This is a genomic window from Marinomonas communis, from assembly GCF_004363305.1.
In the GTDB taxonomy this organism is placed as follows: domain Bacteria; phylum Pseudomonadota; class Gammaproteobacteria; order Pseudomonadales; family Marinomonadaceae; genus Marinomonas; species Marinomonas communis.
On sequence record NZ_SNZA01000003.1, the window covers coordinates 193,633 to 211,865 of the forward strand.

General features: G+C 46.7%; 12 protein-coding genes. 4 read left to right on the plus strand and 8 right to left on the minus strand.

From position 1 onward, the window contains the following. Nucleotides 1-32 precede the first annotated feature (32 nt). From C8D85_RS09945 to rho, 6 genes are all read right to left on the minus strand, one after another. A complete protein-coding gene (locus tag C8D85_RS09945) occupies nt 33-2,897 on the minus strand; it encodes a M16 family metallopeptidase (protein WP_133562230.1) in 2,865 nt (954 codons plus the stop codon). Nucleotides 2,898-2,951: 54 nt separating this feature from the next. After that, nucleotides 2,952-5,675, minus strand: coding sequence for a TonB-dependent receptor plug domain-containing protein (locus C8D85_RS09950; RefSeq protein WP_133562232.1), 2,724 nt, complete (start codon nt 5,673-5,675; stop codon nt 2,952-2,954). A gap of 88 nt (nt 5,676-5,763) precedes the next feature. Beyond that, entirely contained in the window at nt 5,764-6,732 is a 969-nt protein-coding gene (locus C8D85_RS09955) for a FecR family protein (protein WP_133562234.1), read from the minus strand. A 4-nt stretch (nt 6,733-6,736) separates the two neighbouring features. Then, nucleotides 6,737-7,231, minus strand: coding sequence for a sigma-70 family RNA polymerase sigma factor (locus C8D85_RS09960; protein WP_133562236.1), 495 nt, complete (start codon nt 7,229-7,231; stop codon nt 6,737-6,739). 61 nt (nt 7,232-7,292) lie between these two features. Beyond that, entirely contained in the window at nt 7,293-8,009 is a 717-nt protein-coding gene (locus C8D85_RS09965) for an NAD(P)H-flavin reductase (protein ID WP_133562238.1), read from the minus strand. Nucleotides 8,010-8,174: 165 nt separating this feature from the next. After that, complete coding sequence (gene rho / locus C8D85_RS09970) at nt 8,175-9,440, minus strand: transcription termination factor Rho (RefSeq protein WP_133562240.1); 1,266 nt, start codon at nt 9,438-9,440, stop codon at nt 8,175-8,177. A gap of 452 nt (nt 9,441-9,892) precedes the next feature. On the opposite strand from rho, the gene C8D85_RS09975 reads away from it, so the two are divergent. The 3 genes from C8D85_RS09975 to C8D85_RS09985 all read left to right on the plus strand — a co-directional run bounded on the left by C8D85_RS09975 (nt 9,893) and on the right by C8D85_RS09985 (nt 13,715). After that, nucleotides 9,893-11,413: a Ppx/GppA phosphatase family protein gene (locus C8D85_RS09975; RefSeq protein WP_133562242.1), complete on the plus strand. Its 1,521-nt coding sequence runs from the start codon at nt 9,893-9,895 to the stop codon at nt 11,411-11,413. A gap of 443 nt (nt 11,414-11,856) precedes the next feature. After that, the gene (gene mqo, locus C8D85_RS09980) at nt 11,857-13,377 is read left to right on the plus strand and encodes a malate dehydrogenase (quinone) (protein ID WP_280524923.1); all 1,521 of its coding nucleotides are present in this window, start codon (nt 11,857-11,859) and stop codon (nt 13,375-13,377) included. A gap of 77 nt (nt 13,378-13,454) precedes the next feature. Further along, a complete protein-coding gene (locus C8D85_RS09985; protein WP_244936986.1) occupies nt 13,455-13,715 on the plus strand; it encodes a hypothetical protein in 261 nt (86 codons plus the stop codon). A 256-nt stretch (nt 13,716-13,971) separates the two neighbouring features. On the opposite strand, the gene C8D85_RS09990 is transcribed toward C8D85_RS09985, so the two are convergent. Then, nucleotides 13,972-14,883: a LysO family transporter gene (locus C8D85_RS09990; protein ID WP_133562248.1), complete on the minus strand. Its 912-nt coding sequence runs from the start codon at nt 14,881-14,883 to the stop codon at nt 13,972-13,974. A gap of 195 nt (nt 14,884-15,078) precedes the next feature. Here C8D85_RS09990 and C8D85_RS09995 point away from each other — a divergent pair, with 195 nt between their 5' ends. Further along, nucleotides 15,079-16,461 carry an MATE family efflux transporter gene (locus tag C8D85_RS09995; RefSeq protein WP_244936987.1) on the plus strand — a complete coding sequence of 461 codons (1,383 nt, stop codon included), beginning with the start codon at nt 15,079-15,081 and terminating at the stop codon, nt 16,459-16,461. 250 nt (nt 16,462-16,711) lie between these two features. Here C8D85_RS09995 and C8D85_RS10000 read toward each other — a convergent pair whose 3' ends face one another. Continuing rightward, nucleotides 16,712-18,196 carry a cobyric acid synthase gene (locus tag C8D85_RS10000; protein ID WP_133562250.1) on the minus strand — a complete coding sequence of 495 codons (1,485 nt, stop codon included), beginning with the start codon at nt 18,194-18,196 and terminating at the stop codon, nt 16,712-16,714. Nucleotides 18,197-18,233 lie beyond the last annotated feature (37 nt).

The window sequence follows — 18,233 nt, forward strand, 5'->3', positions numbered from 1 at the left end:
AAGGCGCTCACTTTTCCCATTACCGGGCTGTGTTATTTCTGATCAGTCGGTAATAATATGCCGACGATCAAACTAGGCCAAGTTAGCTGATCTCGCAAACATGCTAAGTTTTCTGAATTAAATCCTTCCGCCAGCGTTTTTGATTGTTTCAAATAGCGATCGTCTCCAAACTGTTCGAGGCTTAGCTTGAGTCGGTTGAGCTGAGTATTAAACAGCGTGTCGCGTTTGGCTTGGGCTTTCTCAAAATACGGTTTTTGCTCTGCCACCCAATCTTCCCCTAGTGTTTTAAGCCATGTTGACAGTAACGTGCGGGTGGTTTGATTCAGCTCTTCAATACGCTCCGGTGCCGCAGTGAAACGAACGGAAACGAGTACACCCTGTTTCGCCATGTCATAACGAATGTCTGAGCGCAAGCTGTAGATACCTTGCTTTTCACCACGTAACACCTGCTTAAACTGTGCGTTCATTTCATCCGCTAGATGCGGAATCATAATGGTGTAGTTTGGATTCCATGCTAGTGGAGTAAAGCCTTCGAGCTTATAGGTGGCGCGTGGTTCACGCGCCATGGCTGTGACGAACTCACTTTGTTTAAGCAAAGGTGTGGGAATGGGGGCAGCAATACTTTCTGGTGCCAATACGTGAGGAATTGCGCCGAGATACTGACTTAAAATCGGGCGTAAACGCTCTACATTTTTCGCAGTAATAAAGTATGTGGCTGGACGTTGGTTAAGTTGTGCCGCTTGTTCCGAAAGGGTTGCTCGATCATTTGCTAAAAAGGCTTCGAGATCTGCTTTGATCCCTGTTGCTGTATCAGCTTGTTTGCCATATTGATGCAAAGAAAACTGTAGGCTGAATTGTTCTGAAACCCTTGTCACATCGCTGTTTGAGCGGCGCTGTAATGTTCTCATAAACTCATCATAGACTTCCTTGGAGAGTTCATGCGGCAGTGCCTGCTGCTGAAAGTAACCCAACTGGGCAGCCAAATGAGCGGTATTAGTCGTCACTTCAAAGGTTCGATGATGCTCGCTTTGATCCCAGCTACCTGCCACATGAAAACGTTTTTTCCATTGCTCTTCTTCTGCTTTTGACCATCCTAGAGGTGCTTGGTTTGCCATCATCTGCGCTAAGATTTGTGAGTGCGTGCTATCAAATAACGTGTTGAGATAACCAAAGTCCTGGATCGCCTCAAAACGAATTTGATCCCCAGCATTAGGGCTTTCAACCAGCCACATACGCTCTCCGTTGGCCAGTTGCCACGCGCTAACACCTGTATCAGGGCTATGTTTCAATAGTTTTGCAGGTAGGCGGTTTGTCTTTACCGTTAACGACTTTTCAGCAATGGGTTGAAGTGTTAGCGGTGGCGCCAGCTTTTCTGCTGAGATTGTGTTTACCGTGTATTCAAGCAAGGTGGCTGTGAGGGCTTCGGGATAGTGGTTATCTCCTGCTTTTTGTAAATAGGCAACACGGTCTTTCGCTGCAAGCCATTGCTTCACCATCTGGTTTACATCATCAAGCTCAATCGTTTCGAGTAACGCGATGGCCAGCTCATTGTGTAGTCTAGGGTCTGGCAAAGGCTTGCGGTTAGTGACGGCATTGTTAATTTTTGCGAGCCAGAAAACACCACGAGAATCAGCAGCTTGGATATTCTGTTTAGCGGTCTTTTTCGCCTGAGCAAGCATCTCGTCGAAGTCTGACTGATGGAAGCCATGGTAACGAATGCGCTCAATTTCAGTCAGTAATGTTTTCAGGTGTGAAGCCATTTCACCTGGGGTGTAAAGAGTGCCAAATGCAATGATATCAACATTAGGAGAGGCTTCGCCTTTTACTGCATTGAAACTCATATTCGGCATAGCATCAGACTGGCGGCGAATCTGTTGGCTAAGGAGTTTCTTAGCGAGATACGAAATCAACTGCTCACGACGTGACTCAAGGTTTTGTTCTTCTATCTTGGCAAAGCGAAACAGATAGGCAATGCGATTCAGGCGACTTTCAGGGTCGCTCAAGGTATCAATATGAAGTGTATTATCTAGCTCTGGGTCTTTTGATTTTCGACTAGGAAGCGTTTGCTGAGGCACCGTGGCAAAGGTGTCTTCGATAAGCTGCTTAGCCATAGTTGGATCCATAGCGCCTACCATCACCAGTGACATGTTATTAGGAGCGTACCAGCTATTATGAAAGTCTTTTATGCGCTCAATAGGGGTTGTAAGAATGCTCTCTTGAGTCCCGATCACTGGACGCTCGGGGTAGGGTGAGCCGACTCTGATAACGGCTTTCTTCTGCTCGTTGATGTTTTTGCTGGCGCTCAGCCCGCCGCGCCATTCTTCTAAGATGATAGGTTGTTCTGTGTGCCAATCTACCGCACTGAGGTGTGACTCAAACATCATCTCCTTGAGTATGAATAAAGCTTGTTTTGTTGTTGCAAGCTCGCTGCTGGGCAATGTCAGCATGTACCGAGTCACATCGGCATTGGTCATGGCATTAAAATTTCGACCTTGTATTAAGCCTATATCTTGCAGTGCAGAGCGCACACCATCAGGGTAATGCTCCGTTCCACGAAATGACATATGCTCGACCATATGTGCAACGCCCAGTTGATCCTTGTCCTCATCCGTGGCGCCAGCATGGACAATTAGCTGAATCTGCAAGGTTGTTGCTGCTGCGGTTTCGCTGTCTTGGCGGGCATCAAAGAAGGCGTAGTTCATGCCATTTGAGAGAGTGCCATGTAGAACGCGCTGATCCCATTCAAAAGCCCCCTGTTTGACGAGTTGTTGTGCCTTTTGCCAAGCTTCTGAATCATCCGCTGGCTGGGTGGTGGCTATGGTTTGTGACCCGCCCACGGCAAGGAGCAGGGTGAGCAACCCCCTGATAAGGGGGCTTGGTGATAAAAATTGGTCCATTCTGTTCTCAATTTAAGTAAAGGTAGTTGGTGCGAGAGCAAAGTTAGGTATGCGTTAAAAACGCATACCTAACTCCAAGGAGATGGTGCGGCCGGCGGTATAAGTTTTCTCACTGTTGCTAACAGACACATTAACCACTTTATCGAAGACGTTGTTAATCCCTACATTTAGGTAGCCATCTAAGTCGTTTAGAATCTTGGGAGTCCAAGTTATGTTGGAATTAAGGGTGGCGTATCGGTCAAACTCAACGTCTTCATAGACATCGAAGCTAGCGCCACCAATATCAATGTTTTCCCCGCTGTCTGTGGCAACTTTTCCACCAGCATGTAGGTTAATGCTGTTGCCCCAAACTAAACTCCAAGAAGGGATCTCGGTTGTGGTGCTGAAACGGAAATTGAATGGAATGCTGTAATCCCAAGAAGGTAGGTCGTCCGTATAGATCACCTCGCCTTTGTAGTAGATAGAATCTTCGTTGAAGGTTTCATCATAGGCATTATCAGACTGAGAGTTCGACTTCGAGTCTTGTATGGAGATAGAGGCTTCCAAGTGTGTCAGAGTGCTGCCGATTTGAAACCCCTTTATTGTCTCCAGCGCTAATGAGACGCTTTGATATTGGCTGACGCCAGTATTCGTGTAGTAGTACTGGTTATCATCATCTCGGGTTCGCTGCACACCGTCTTTCGAATCTCTTGCCACACCTTTTAATGTCGCTTTCATAGGACCAATTTTTTGCGCCACGGCAAGGCTTAGTTCGTCAGAATATGGGGTTTTAAGGTCATAGTCCGCAACAGAACGGTCCTCGTAAGTTGTTGTACGAGTGATGTCGCCAGAGCTATTGTAGGTGTAGGCGGTACGCCAGCTACGCAAAGTGTCGTTGATGGTATAGCGCAAGAAGCTACGTCCGTAATAGCGGTTCGCCCCAGCGGTGAATACTGTGCTCTCATCACCAAAGGTATCCCAGATCATACTGGTGCGTGGGGCGATATTGACGTTTTCTAACAGGGATTCGTAGTCAGCACGCAACCCCAGATTAAAAGTCCAGTTACCAGCGCTGATACTGTCTTCTACAAACGCACCGTAGGTTTGATAAGTCTTATTAAACTTATTTGCCGACAATACTGAACGGGTACGCAGGTATTCATCATTTTCATCATGTACGCCATCACCATTGCTGTCGTTACACCCAGCAGAAGCTGAGCCACTTAGGCAACGATAGGTTTCTCCAATGATATCGCCTTCTACTTCATAAAATGCATCGATCTGTGAAACTTGTAGACCTGTTGATAATGAATGGAAAGTGTCCCCCCATGAAATTGGGTTTTGCTGCCATTGAGTGGAGAAAGATGTGGTGTCCTGTTGCTGGCGCACATCACCGTAGCCCCCCGAATACTGACTGTCTCCAGTGTAGTTTTCTGAGGGATGGTATGCATAGATTGCCGATTCAGAATCCAGTTCATCAAAAGCACGATCGAAGCTTAGCTTTGTGGTGAGGTTTCCTGCTGAACCGTAGTAAATACTTTCGCCGGTTAAGCCATAAGCTTGATGAGTCTTAGTGAAAGGCGAATCGTAAGAAGTGGATGTAATCCCATTGTGGTTTCTATCTGAATAACGTGCTGACAAGCTTAAATCCAGACGATCAGAAGCAGAGTAATCTAGCCTGCCCATAACGTTGTTGATTTGGTCTTGATAATCAACTGGCGTTTTAGTTCCGCGTCCGGCGTTATCTTTATAAACCTGTTCGAAATCTGACTGTGAGCGGGAGACCATGATACCGCCGGTTAGTTTTTCACTAATCTCCTGGACGCTGGTCAAGGATACTCGCTGTTTTGTGTAATCTGGGGTATAGCTACCGTCATAGCTATTACCGTCTTCATAGTCAGATTTAGCCTCTTCATCTACGTGCATGCTATTTAAGCCACTGCCGGAAATAGCATACTTAATGGCTGTATAGTCTTCTCCTTGATAACGAAGCAATTCTGCATCCACTACACCGCCAGTGAAACCACCGTATTCAGCGGGCACGTTAACATCGTAAACCGTGATTTTGCTTATGGCATCTGGATCAATGTAGTAGCTTTGTGATGAACTACCGCCCAGCATAGAAAGATTAGTAGGAGTGATCGGGTTAGAGAAAGTATCTTCGTTATCACCAGGGTTTAAGTCGTTGTTTGTTCCGACACCATCAATAAGATAAGCATTCTGGTAGGAAGCTTGGCCATGAATAGAGATTTCTTCGGGTCTAAGGCTAGCGGCGTTAGCTGAAAGATCGCTGCTGCGGCTGTATTGCACACTACTGTTGTTTTGTAATAACGAAGTCATAGACCCCGTGGTGCCAGCCATGGTGTCAATATCATCTTGATCAATCGTTGAATGAGTCACTTGGGGTGAGCGATTCGCTTCTACCAATAATGGTGAGAAGGTAAGAGAGTCTTCAGATAGGCTGTCTTGAATGATGATGTTGCCGGAATCGGTTTCCTTAAATGTTAGCCCTGTGCCTTCGAGTAGTGCATTGAGGGCTTCTATACCGTTGACTGCTCCTTGATAGCCTTGCGTACTTTTGCCAATCAAGAGATCGCTTGTACTGCTAAGATAAATCCCCGTTTGATTGGCAAACTGCGTTAATGCAGCAGCAAGAGGGCCTTCTGCGATATCGTATTGATGGTAATCGGTCAAATGCGAAGCGTGCAGCATCGACCCGGTGATTGAGAATGTACAGGCCACAATCCATTGGCGATGAAGCTTGAGTCCTTTCGCAATAGAGTGAAATGCGAAATTCATAATATCTCCAGTAATAATAGTTCTTATTACTGTTACCGAATGAGCGAGCTAAAAAGGGACAAGCTTATTTAAAAATTTTAAAAAAAATTTATACCGCTTGAATCAGTGTTAGATAGGGCAAGGGGTGGGATACTTTGATCGGAGCCACTTCAGATAAAAGTTGTGTGGCACTGTTAATATCGTCGATTGGAAAAGCTCCCACGATTGAGATAGGCTGAACAGCCTTGTCCACATGAATATGGCCTAACGTGTAGCGGTTTAGTTCGGCTGCTAACGTTGATAAAGTCATATCAATGACTTCTAAGCGGCCTTGTGTCCAGCTAAAGGCATGTGGCGAAACAGTTGCCATGTGATCTACTTTGAAATCTTTGATGGTCACGGCTTGCCTTGGCTGCAAAGTGATGGATTGCTGGCCTGCAGTAATACGAGCTTCTCCCTCGATTAAGGACAGTTGGAAATGTCCATTAGCAAATCGCCTCGCCGCGTAGTGAGCTTGCTGAGATATGATTTGAACACCATCAATGGATAAATATTGAGATGTTCTTTGATTGTTCATTGAGTTGAGCGCAATCTCACCACTTAAAAGTTCGTACTGTAGGTGTTGCTCTGTGTCGCTGAGGTTCAGTGCACTGGTAGTGTTAAGCCACAATGCTCCTGCAAAAGTGGTTAATTTTTGGCGTTGACCAATATTTGTGTGGGCATCTGCGAATAAGTTGCCTACCCAGCTACCTACCTTCGTCTGGCTTGTGAGCCAGCTAGCACCCAGAGTAATGCCACCAAAAGCCGCAAAACGCTGTAGAAACTCTCTTCTTTGAATCTGCCGTTGAGGCGTTCCAGTGAGAACTTCCTTTGCGGCGTTAGACGTTTGCACGCTTTGAAAGCGAGTTTGCACCTGTTGAATTTTCAGCCATGCCTGTTGGTTTATTTGGCTATGATTGAGCCAAGTCTGCCATTGACTGAGGTGGCTTTGACTAGGGTTTTCCCCCAGCTCAATCGCCCATTCTGCCGCTTGTTCTAGGGCTTGATCATAGGATGGATGGTCGGACATTTGAGACATGTGTTTAGATGGCTAATTTGGCACAGTGTACGAGTGCTTGAGCGATATAACGTTTAATGGTGCGTTCTGAGAGGTTAAGTTGTTGCGCTATTTCTGCGTAGGTAAAACCTTGTACCTGAGAGGCAATAAACGCATGTGACACCTCTTGCGGGAGTTTGGCTAACCACTCATCTAACACAATCAATGTGTCAATGATGACACGCTGTTCAGCTTCATCAAGTGTGACAGTGTCCGCTGCTTGTTGCATGCTTTCTAGCCAAGCTTGTTCGATCTTCTTACGTCGCCAATGATCGATACATAGGCCTTTCGCAATAGTAGTAATGAAGGCTTTGGCATCATCCAATTGAGAGAAATGCTGCGGTTTAACTAAAAGTTTAATAAAAGCGTCTTGCGCAATGTCTGCCGCTTGAGCATGGCACCCCAGACGTTTTTGCAGCCAACTGGAAAGCCAAGGGTGATGTGCTTTGTATACGGTTTCTAGCGTAATTGGACGTGACATAACAACCTCATTACTGATAGGGATATAATTTACCAGTAATGAGAATTGTTTTCAAATGAGATTATTTGCTTGGGCGTGGCGCGTAGGCAAACACATCTGAGTGGCAGTTTGCTTCCTGAATGCCTCTGGCTTCTAGTTGATCAAGCGTGCCATAAACCATACCGACTGAACCACTGATGAAAGCATGGCTGTCAGTGAGCTCAAGGTGATCTTCTAGAATGGCTTCGTAAAGCCAGCCAGTGCGACCATCCCAATCATCACTCTTTTCATTAACAACCACGTGGATATGGAAGTTTTCTGGTGACTGATGATCTTTAATCCAGTCCATCACAAAGGTATCTGCAGCGGTGCGCAGCCCCCAGTAAAAGTGAACTGGACCTTGGTACCCTTTGTGCACAAGGTCATCAAAGATGCTTTTCATTTGTGCGAAGCCTGTGCCGCCAGCAATGAGAAGCAGTGGAGCGCTTAACTCAGCTGGCGCTTTTTCAATGTGTGCATCTCCACCTGGTAGTACTAGATCTACGCTTGGGCTGTGCTTCAAGTGTTCAACCACTTTAAAAGCTAGGGATTCTTGATCAGATACTAAGATGTACAGACTCAAGTTAGGCAGTTCATGTGGCGCGCTGCCAATGGAATAAGGGACTTTCTCGCCAGTCGGCAAAGCAATCATCAAGTATTGCCCAGCGATAAACGGGCTGTCTTTGATTTCTAAATCTACTTTGTACACTGTCTCATTGAGTGATTCGACTCGAATGACCTTAGCGTTAACGTCTTTCACCTAGATAACTCCGTTGTGTTCTCTGGAAACTGCTTGGGCAGCTCTCAATGATTTTTATAAGAATGATTTCTATTTGCGATATTATATCGTTGTGACTTGCAAAAAAAAGCCACTTTCACCAATGAAGTGTGGAAGTGGCTTCTGTATCACTTGGACGCGAAACGATTACTTATTTTTGCCCTTCATAGATTCGAAGAAGTCATCGTTAGTCTTCGTCACTTTTAGACGGTCAATTAAGAACTCAGTCGCAGCGATGTCTTCCATTGGGTTCAGAAGCTTACGCAGGATCCACATACGCTGTAGTTCGTCTTCTGTTGTAAGAAGGTCTTCACGACGAGTACCAGAACGACGAATGTTGATCGCAGGGAATGTGCGTTTTTCAGCAATCTTACGGTCAAGGTGTAACTCAGAGTTACCTGTACCTTTAAATTCCTCGAAAATAACTTCGTCCATCTTAGAGCCTGTGTCTACAAGCGCTGTAGCGATGATGGTTAAGCTACCGCCTTCTTCAACGTTACGTGCCGCACCGAAGAAACGCTTAGGACGCTCAAGTGCGTTCGCATCCACACCACCGGTAAGAACTTTACCAGAGGATGGGATAACGGTGTTGTAAGCACGAGCTAGACGTGTGATCGAGTCAAGAAGGATGACCACGTCTTTTTTGTGTTCAACAAGACGTTTTGCTTTTTCGATCACCATTTCTGCTACTTGTACGTGACGTGCTGGCGGCTCATCGAAGGTAGACGCTACCACTTCACCGCGAACAGTACGTGACATCTCTGTTACTTCCTCAGGACGTTCGTCGATCAGAAGTACGATCATGTGACATTCTGGGTTGTTGCGAGTGATCGCGTTAGCGATGTTCTGCAACATAAATGTTTTACCGGCTTTTGGTGGCGATACCACAAGAGCACGCTGACCTTTACCCATCGGTGCAACAAGGTCGATGATGCGCGATGTAACGTCTTCTGTTGAACCGTTACCTGCTTCCATCACTAGACGCTCATCGGCAAATAGAGGTGTAAGGTTTTCAAATAGTATTTTGTTACGAACGCTGTCAGGTTTATCGAAGTTGATTTCGTTGACTTTTAATAGTGCGAAGTAACGTTCGCCATCTTTCGGTGGACGGATCTTGCCGGCAATCGTATCGCCTGTACGCAAGTTAAAACGGCGAATTTGGCTAGGTGAGACATAAATGTCGTCAGGACCAGCTAGGTATGAGCTATCAGGAGAGCGTAAGAAGCCAAAGCCGTCTTGTAGAATCTCAAGGATGCCATCGCCGTAGATATCTTCACCGCTTTTCGCATGGCGCTTTAGGATCGCGAAGATAACATCTTGTTTTCGGGAGCGGGCAAGGTTGTCTAACCCCATTTCCGCTGCGATATCTAATAGTTCAGGGACTGATTTCTTTTTTAGTTCGGTAAGGTTCATAAACGAATGTTTGTAGTTAGCTCATATTGAGAAAAAAGACGGGACCATCGTAGTGTAATAACACAGCGTTAATGATCAGTGTCGGAAGTATTAAATGTAAATGCTTTTCGACACCGAAGACCGGCTACGGGTATAACCATGGCTGGAGTTCTGATTGTTCGCGATGGGCGAAGTCGAACAGCGTGTATTACCTGATTGGAGTCATTGATACAAAGACCTAATGTCTCTGACATCCATAAGACTGGTTAACTATAGTGCGACAATTTCCATAGGTCTATAGCCTAAAAGGCCTAAAAACGCCTTTTTTGTTAATTTTTTGATCGTTTTCCGTAAAAGTTTTGCTTCAGATGGGGTAAAAAGTCAAAAAAGGTCCCAGAATTTACTCATGACAGATGCGGTTAAACCAGTTAATCTTCCGCTCATTAACAGAAATCTCAAAAAGGCGATAATGGATGCAATCACTGTTAGTGCAACAATCCCATGACTTTCCATTTGAAAAAATTGCTGCAATCGACCTAGGTTCGAACAGTTTTCATATGGTGGTCGCGCAAGTGACTCATGGACAATTGCGTATTACAGGGCAGTACGGCGATAAGGTTCAACTGGCGGCAGGCCTACAAGAAGACGATACCTTAGACGAAGCCTCGCAACAGCGTGGTATTGATTGTATCGCTCAGTTCGCGCAAGTGATTGATGATCTACCTTTAGGTTCTGTGCGGATTGTCGGTACTAATGCATTGCGTGCTGCTAAAAACCGATATGACTTTATTTCCAAAGCCATGGATGTCATCAGTCACCCGGTTGAGATCATTGCTGGTCGAGAAGAAGCCCGCTTAATTTATGTTGGTGTGGCGCGAACCATGGACCATGGTGAGCAAAAACGTGTGGTGGTCGACATCGGTGGTGGATCAACGGAATTTATCATTGGTCAACAGCTTGAACCGATTTTAACGGAAAGCCTGCATATGGGCTGTGTCAGCTACCGCCAACGCTTTTTTGCAGATGGCACCATCACTAAATCTAATTTTCAAAAAGCAGTGACTGCAGCCCGTCTAGAACTTTTGAGTATTCAAGACGATTACTTAGATGAGGGCTGGGATGTGGCCATTGGCTCATCAGGAACCATTAAGGCGGCTTATAACATAGCCCTAGAGATGGGCTGGAGCAAAAAGGGCATCACACCTAAAGTCCTCAAGCAGATCCAAAAAGCGTTATTTGATGCGGGCCATGCGGACAATATCAATCTACTGGGCTTGAAGCCTGAGCGAAAAACCACCATCGCAGCAGGTATTGCCATTTTAACCGCTGTGTTTGAGTGTTTTGGCATTAAGCAAATGGATTTCTCTAACGGCGCACTACGTGAAGGTGTGTTGTACGACATCATGGGGCGTTACGCTGACAGTGACATTCGTGAGCGCACCGTCAATTACATGCTGAATCAATATCATATTGATACCGAGCAAGCTAAGTTAGTAACCCATACTTCCTTGTCTATGCTTGAGCAGGTGCGATCGGATTGGGGGGTGGCATCACTCTCCAGCGAAGATATTTTGCGTTGGGCAAGTTTGCTACATGAGTGTGGTTTGGGGATTTCCCATAGCCGTTATCATAAGCATGGTGCCTACATTATCAGTGAATCGGATATGCCTGGCTTCTCCCAACAAGAGCAGCAAGCTCTGGCGAACTTGGTATTGCGCCACCGTCGTAAATTTACCCAGTCGCTAGAATATCGCTTTACTAAAAGTGACCAACAAGACCTAGATCGCTTAGCGATTCTATTGCGTTTGGCAATCCTATTGCACATTGATCGTAAAGAGGGCGATATGCCAATCTTTACGTTGAAAGCCAGTGACAAGTCCTTGCATGCAGAGTTTTTGCCAGGCTGGCTAGACGCGAGGCCGTTAACCACGGCTAACTTGCAAAGTGAAGCAGATTACTTAAGTGCAGCTGGATATACCTTCACCTTCAGTTAAATCGCATACTCAAATCTGAATGACGTGATCAGGTTATTAATAGCGGGTATTTCGTAAGTTTATAAAGCCAAGGGGCAAAAACTGTGTTTTTGCCCCTTTTCTTTGTCTGGATTATAAAAAGTACTTTTTAAACAATGATTTATGGTTAGAGAGGAATTTCTTAGAAAATCCTCCTTATGCTGTCAAAGATTGCTAATCTAATACCAAGGTATCAAGACATTAGCGTCAAAATCCGTATAATCTGCGACACACCTGCTCAAAACCCTTGCAAGGTTGATCGCTTTCGTTCAAAGCGGCGTATTTCTGTTTTGAACCGCGTTCGTTAGGGGAGTAATGAGGAAATGCAATGATCTTTACCCAGATTGCAGAGGGACAGTCCGAATGCGTCTGTATTGGTTCGTATTCGCACCTTCCCTTATAGATGGTTAACAGCCCTTTTCCTGATTACTCTCAAACTACAACTGGCTATGACACGGCGAACTCATATGACCTCAAATATTGTAGATGTACTACTCGTTGGCGGCGGTGCCATGAGCACCACCCTTGGCATGTTACTGAAACAGCTTGACCCTTCACTATCCATTACCATGGTTGAGCGTCTGGACAAAGTTGCACAAGAAAGTACGGACGGTTGGAATAATGCTGGTACTGGACATGCAGCCTACTGTGAACTGAATTACACTTCCCCTAACGCAGACGGTTCGACCAACATCGATAAGGCCGTTAACATCAATGCCGCGTTTGAAGTTAGCTTACAATTCTGGTCTTACCTAGTCGAAAAAGGTCTTTTACCAGCCCCAGAAGAATTCATTAATCGCGTACCACACCAAAGCTTTGTTTGGGGTGAGGATAACGTGAAAAAACTGAAGTCTCGTTTTGAAGCAATGAGCGCACACCCTGCGTTTCGCGAGATGCAGTACACCGAAGACAAAGCAACGATGGCGGAGTGGATGCCATTGATTATGCAAAACCGCACTGGCGATGAGCCGTTGGCGGCGACACGCATTGAGCACGGTTCAGATGTTAACTTTGGTGCGATTGCACGTAATATGGCGTCATTCCTTGAATCACAAGAGGCTGTGAACATCGAGCTAAGTGCCGAGGTTGAAGAGCTAAAGCAGCAAGCAGATGGCTCTTGGAAAGTGGTTGTTGACCAAAAAGGTCAGCGTCGAGAGTTCCAAGCGAAGTTTGTTTTCCTTGGTGCTGGTGGCGGTGCTTTACCATTGCTACAGAAATCCGGAATCAAAGAAGGCAAAGGCTACGGCGGCTTCCCTGTGAGTGGCCAGTGGTTGGTGTGTGAAAAGCCAGAGTTGGTTGAGCAGCATCACGCTAAAGTTTATGGTGCCGCACCCATTGGTGCACCACCGATGTCTGTACCGCATTTGGACACACGTATCATCGATGGTAAAAAAGCCATTCTGTTTGGTCCATTTGCAGGCTTCACAACCAAGTTTTTGAAACAAGGCTCGGTGTTTGACCTAGTGAAAAGTGTTCGTTCTGACAACCTTGGTAACATGCTAAGTGTTGGTAAAAACAACATGGATCTCACTAAGTATTTGATCAGTGAAGTGCGCCAGTCTCACAAAGATCGTTGTGATTCATTGCGTAACTTCTTCCCAGATGCTCAAGATAAAGATTGGTCGTTGGCGTACGCGGGGCAGCGTGTGCAGATCATTAAAAAAGGCCCAGATGGTGCTGGTAAACTTGAGTTTGGTACAGAAGCGATCGTGTCCGAAGACGGCACTATTGCTGCTTTACTGGGGGCATCGCCAGGTGCATCAACAACAGTGAATACCATGATCAACATCCTCGAGCGCAGCTTTGCTGACCGCATGAAGTCAGACGAGTGGCAAGCGAAGATGAAAGAAATGGTGCCTTCCTACGGTCAATCTCTCGTAGAAAACACGGATCTATTACTTGAGATTCGCTCGCGTACACTTGAGACATTGAAACTTAAGCCTTAAGCTTACGCGCATTACTTTACTAAAGCCGAGTTCACTGACGTGAACTCGGCTTTTCTTCTATTGCCAGAGAGGAAATTATGATCACATTCGCAGAACGTTCCGATGCCTTGTCAGAACAACTAAGAGAACTAGAACACCAAGCCGATGATGGCGACCAACTGTTTTACTGTGCTTACTTACTAGGGCTACTTGGCTTGCACAGTGCCATCGAAGGCGAAGGTGCCGAAGAATTTGATGCCTACTTTGAAACAGAGCTTAAAGCGACATTGGCAGCGGAAGGTGTGACTGACAAAGACCAAGACGCGATCTTAGGGCTTTGGAAACAAGTGACACAATAGCTTTGAATCGCGGGGTGCAACTCGGTTCCCGCGAAAATGGCATATGGGGTTGTAGGACCGCGGTCCCCGCGGGAAAGGCATACGGGTATGCAAGGTTGTTCCCTCGCAAAGCGAGGTCCTACAAGACTTTGTTACCGCTGGAACGGCATGCGGGCATCCAATGATGTTTCGGCAGTTGTAGGACCGCGGTTCCCGCGGGAAAGACATGCGGGTATGCGAGTTTGTTCCCTCACGAAGCGAGATCCTACAAAAGCGCTTACATCCCCATAAACAGCGGAATTAATACGGGTACTAGGAAGCTCATTATAAAGCCGCTGGCGATACAAACTGGGACGATTTCAGCGCCATGGACTTTACCCAGCAAGGGTAACGTGAAGTCCATGGCGGTGGCTCCGGAGTAGCCAACGGATAGGTGACTGTTAATTCTGGCGAATGCGGGTATTAACATTAAAGCGATGATCTCGCGCCCTAGATCCAGTAGAAAGGCAGTGGTGCCGAGCACTGGGTCGCCCAGCCCTGTGATAAGGATGCCTGATAAGCTGTACCAACCAAAGCCTGAGACCACGGCCAGACTTTTGTTCCATTCCAGCCCCAAAAAAGCTCCTGCAATCAGGCCAGCGAGTAAGGTAGCTAAAACTGTGGTGATGGCGATTGCCATACCTTGTGTGTTTAGGAACAGCTTACGCAAGCGGAAGTTACCTTGGCGAAGTTGGCAGCCCACTAAGAACAGCAGTAAGTAAAGTAACCATGTAACGAGTTCATCAACGCTCGGAATCCAGCTTTTTAAGAGCCAGCCCAATGCTACGCCAGCTAAAACCCCCCCTAGCGTTTTGGCTGCGTCGATTAAAGCATGGCGAGTGGATTGTTGGTTATCCACATGCTGCACTTTGCTCGCCCCAGCGTGGAAAACTTTGCCGCTTATCCACAAAGCACATAGCGGAATTATCGTGATAGCGATAAATAAAACGACGGCTTGATAGCCTGCAATGACGATCTTTGAAGCCAAATTATCCAATGCGCCAATACTGTAACCAATCAACCCTAATATGACATAAGTGAGCTGACTCAAGCCGCGAGCAACGCGCTCTGGTGTCAACGTTTTAACGGGAACCCAATAACCGACAAGCAGTGCAGCAAGGAGAGGGCCTAATGTCGATAAAATGGTCATAATCCATTGATCCTGTTTTGTTTTTCGGCTTTTAAGTGAGGCGTTACGATGTGCTCGGGCAAGATAATATCACTTATTTTGACCTTGAAAAGCACACAATTGGTGCAAGTTCACTGGGGAGCCGTGCAAAGTTGACCGGTTGGTGATAAATTCGCCGCATCTGAACGTTATCCCTAAATAAGTCTGCTCGCTACCATGTTTTCACAGTTTGCAAAACGTTACCCTTCCTTGAGTGAAATCCTGCATTTGCTCTTTCCGATGATTCTTACGATGACGCTTGAGTTGTCCATTAGCATTGTGGATACAATGATGCTTGGACATTACGATTCGTTGCATCTGGCGGCAGTTGGCTTGGCTTCAAGCCTATGGAGTCCCGTTGCCTGTTTTATGATCGGTGTAACCTTTGGGCTCACGCCTTTAATCACTCGTCATCTTCATGGGCGTCAACGTAAGCTTGTGAATCTATACATGTCCCAAGCATTTGGTTTGTCACTTATATTGGGCGCAATTGGCGCTATTTTAAGCGTCACGTTGCTCCCCATGGCGGCTCAGATGATGGCTAGCGAAGCGGAAACGCAGCGCGTGACAGCACAGTATTTATACCTCTTTTCGCCAACGTTTATGGCGTTGGCCCTAATGACATCCTATAAAAACTTGTTTGAGGCAGCGGGCAAGCCACGTGTTCCATTGCTGGTGGCCACGTTAAGTTTGATCCTCAATATCATTTTTAACTATCTACTGATTTACGGAAACTTTGGCTTTCCTGAAATGGGAGCAAGTGGTGCGGCGATTGCCTCAGCGGCATCCGTATGGTTATCGTTATTGGTGTTTGTATTTTACGACCTGCGAGTCAACGGGGATACTTTGTTCAGCCGTATTGACTGGTACTATGTGCGCAACCCTGGCATCCTTTTTGGTGTTGGCTTGCCAGCAGGTTTTGCATTCTCCTTTGAAATAGGTTTGTTCTCATCGTTAACGTGGTTGATCTCTGCGTTTGGCGATCTTGCATTAGGCGCAGGGCAAATTGTCATGTCCTACTCAACGATCTTGTTCACTCCATTAATGGCCATGAGTGCAGTGACCGCGATTGTGGTGGCAAAAGCCATGGCGACTGATGGCATCGAAGCGGTGCAACAAAAGGTACGCATTATCCTTGCGCTAGGGCTTGGCTACGTGTCGATCTGCTTTATCGTCACACAAGGCTTTCATGACCGCATTCCATTCTTATTCAGCTCTAACGAAGTGGTCGCGGCCATGGCTGCGGGAATACTACTTATCTCCTCAACCTACCAATTCCCCGACATGGTACAAACCGTCTTTACTGGGGCTTTGCGCGGCTTTAGAGATACCCGCTCCAGCATGATTGCCATGGCAGTCTCGTTATTTGGCCTAAGCATTCCTTTAGGCTATTGGTTGGCTCACCTAAGCCCATGGGCTGATACGTTAAATGTGCGCGGTTTATACGTTGGTTTAGGGGTTGGCTTAACCATTTTGGCAATGATCTTGTTAGCACGTTATCGAATGACACTAAAAAAATTCCGCAATAAGAAACTGCCTCATCCAGAGGAAGTTGCGTAGGATCGCGGAGACAGCATATGAGAAGGCGATGCTGTTTTGGTAATTGTAGGACCGCGGTCCCCGCGGGAACTGCATACGGGAATACGATGTTGTTCCCTCGCGAAGCGAGGTCCTACAAAGCTTGGTATCGCGAAACGACATACGGGCATGCGATGAGGTTTCGGTAATTGTAGGACCGCGGTTCCCGCGGGAACGGAATATGGGAATGCAAGGTTGTTCCCTCGTAAAGCGAGGTCCTAGAAAAACGGTTCTACGAACGCTTTTCCTGAAAGGCTCGACATTGTTCTATCAGTCCATCGATATCCATATGCTCATCACAGCTTTGTGCAAGGCGGGCGACTTCTTGTTCGCGGTAGGCTTCGTAGTCGAAGTCCTTACTGTCGACAGCTCCGGCCCAGTCAAGCAGGGCTTTTAAAGCGTGTTTATCATCGAATAAACCATGCAGGTAGGTACCTATGATTTGTTTATCTTTGGATAGGTAGCCTTCTAACTCGCCGTTTTCAAGGGTGGCAAAGTGTTGCACACTTTGCTGAAACTCTGATACACCGCTGTGGATTTCATAGCCTTTGATATAAGCATCTCCAAGAGATGAAATGACGCCAGTGCGTTGTTTCAGTTGCTTGCCGTCTTTTAGCTCTGTGCGCATTGGAATATAACCAAGGCCTTTGGCGCTGGAGGGCTCGGCGTTTTCCATGCCTAGTGGGTCGTCTAGGTATTCGCCGAGCATTTGGAAGCCGCCACAGATCCCCAGTACTTTGCCTCCGTAACGAAGGTGGCGGGCAATGTAGTCTTCCCAACCCAATTCACGTAGGAAGGCCAAATCGCTTTGCACGCTTTTGCTACCAGGTAGAATCACTAAATCGGCAGGAGGAATGACCTCATTTTTACGAACCAAGGTAACTTGTACGTTAGGGTGTAAGCGTAAAGCGTCCCAATCTGTATGGTTGCTGGTGCGTGGCAACACCGGAATCACTACGTGCAATTTAGTCTCTGAGCCTTGTTTGGTTGGGCTGGCAGCGACAGCATCTTCGGATTCCAAATGGAAGCCCATTAAGTAAGGTAACACCCCAAGAACCGGTTTACCGGTTCGTTCCTCAAGCCAATCAAGGCCTGATTGCAACAAAGCAATATCACCGCGGAAACGGTTAATCACAAAGCCAATGACACGATCTTGCTCGCTTGGCGAAAGGAGCTCGAGTGTGCCCACCAGATGAGCAAATACGCCGCCTTTGTCGATATCGGCGATGATAATCACCGGACAATCGATGCTTTCAGCAAAGCCCATGTTGGCGATATCACGAGCACGAAGATTAATTTCGGCGGGACTGCCTGCGCCTTCAATCAGTACACAATCATATTGGTCGGCAAGGCGCTGATAGGAGTCCAGCGCAGCGTTTTTCGCAATGGTTTTGTATTCGTGATAACCCACCGCATTCATATTGCCCACTGAGTGGCCTTGAATAATCACTTGAGCGCCGATGTCTGTATTAGGCTTAAGCAAAATAGGGTTCATGTGCACATCGGGCTCAAGGCCTGCGGCATAGGCTTGCACCGCTTGAGCTCGGCCGATTTCTTTGCCGTCGGCGGTGACAGCGCTGTTTAACGCCATGTTTTGCGGTTTAAACGGTGCCACATTCAGTCCGCGTTCTTTTATCAAGCGACATAAAGCCGTTACCAAGGTGCTCTTTCCCGCATCTGAAGTAGTACCTTGCACCATAAGATTAAAAAAACGCATGTGGGTTTGTCCGTTCGATTGTTTACAATAAGGCGAA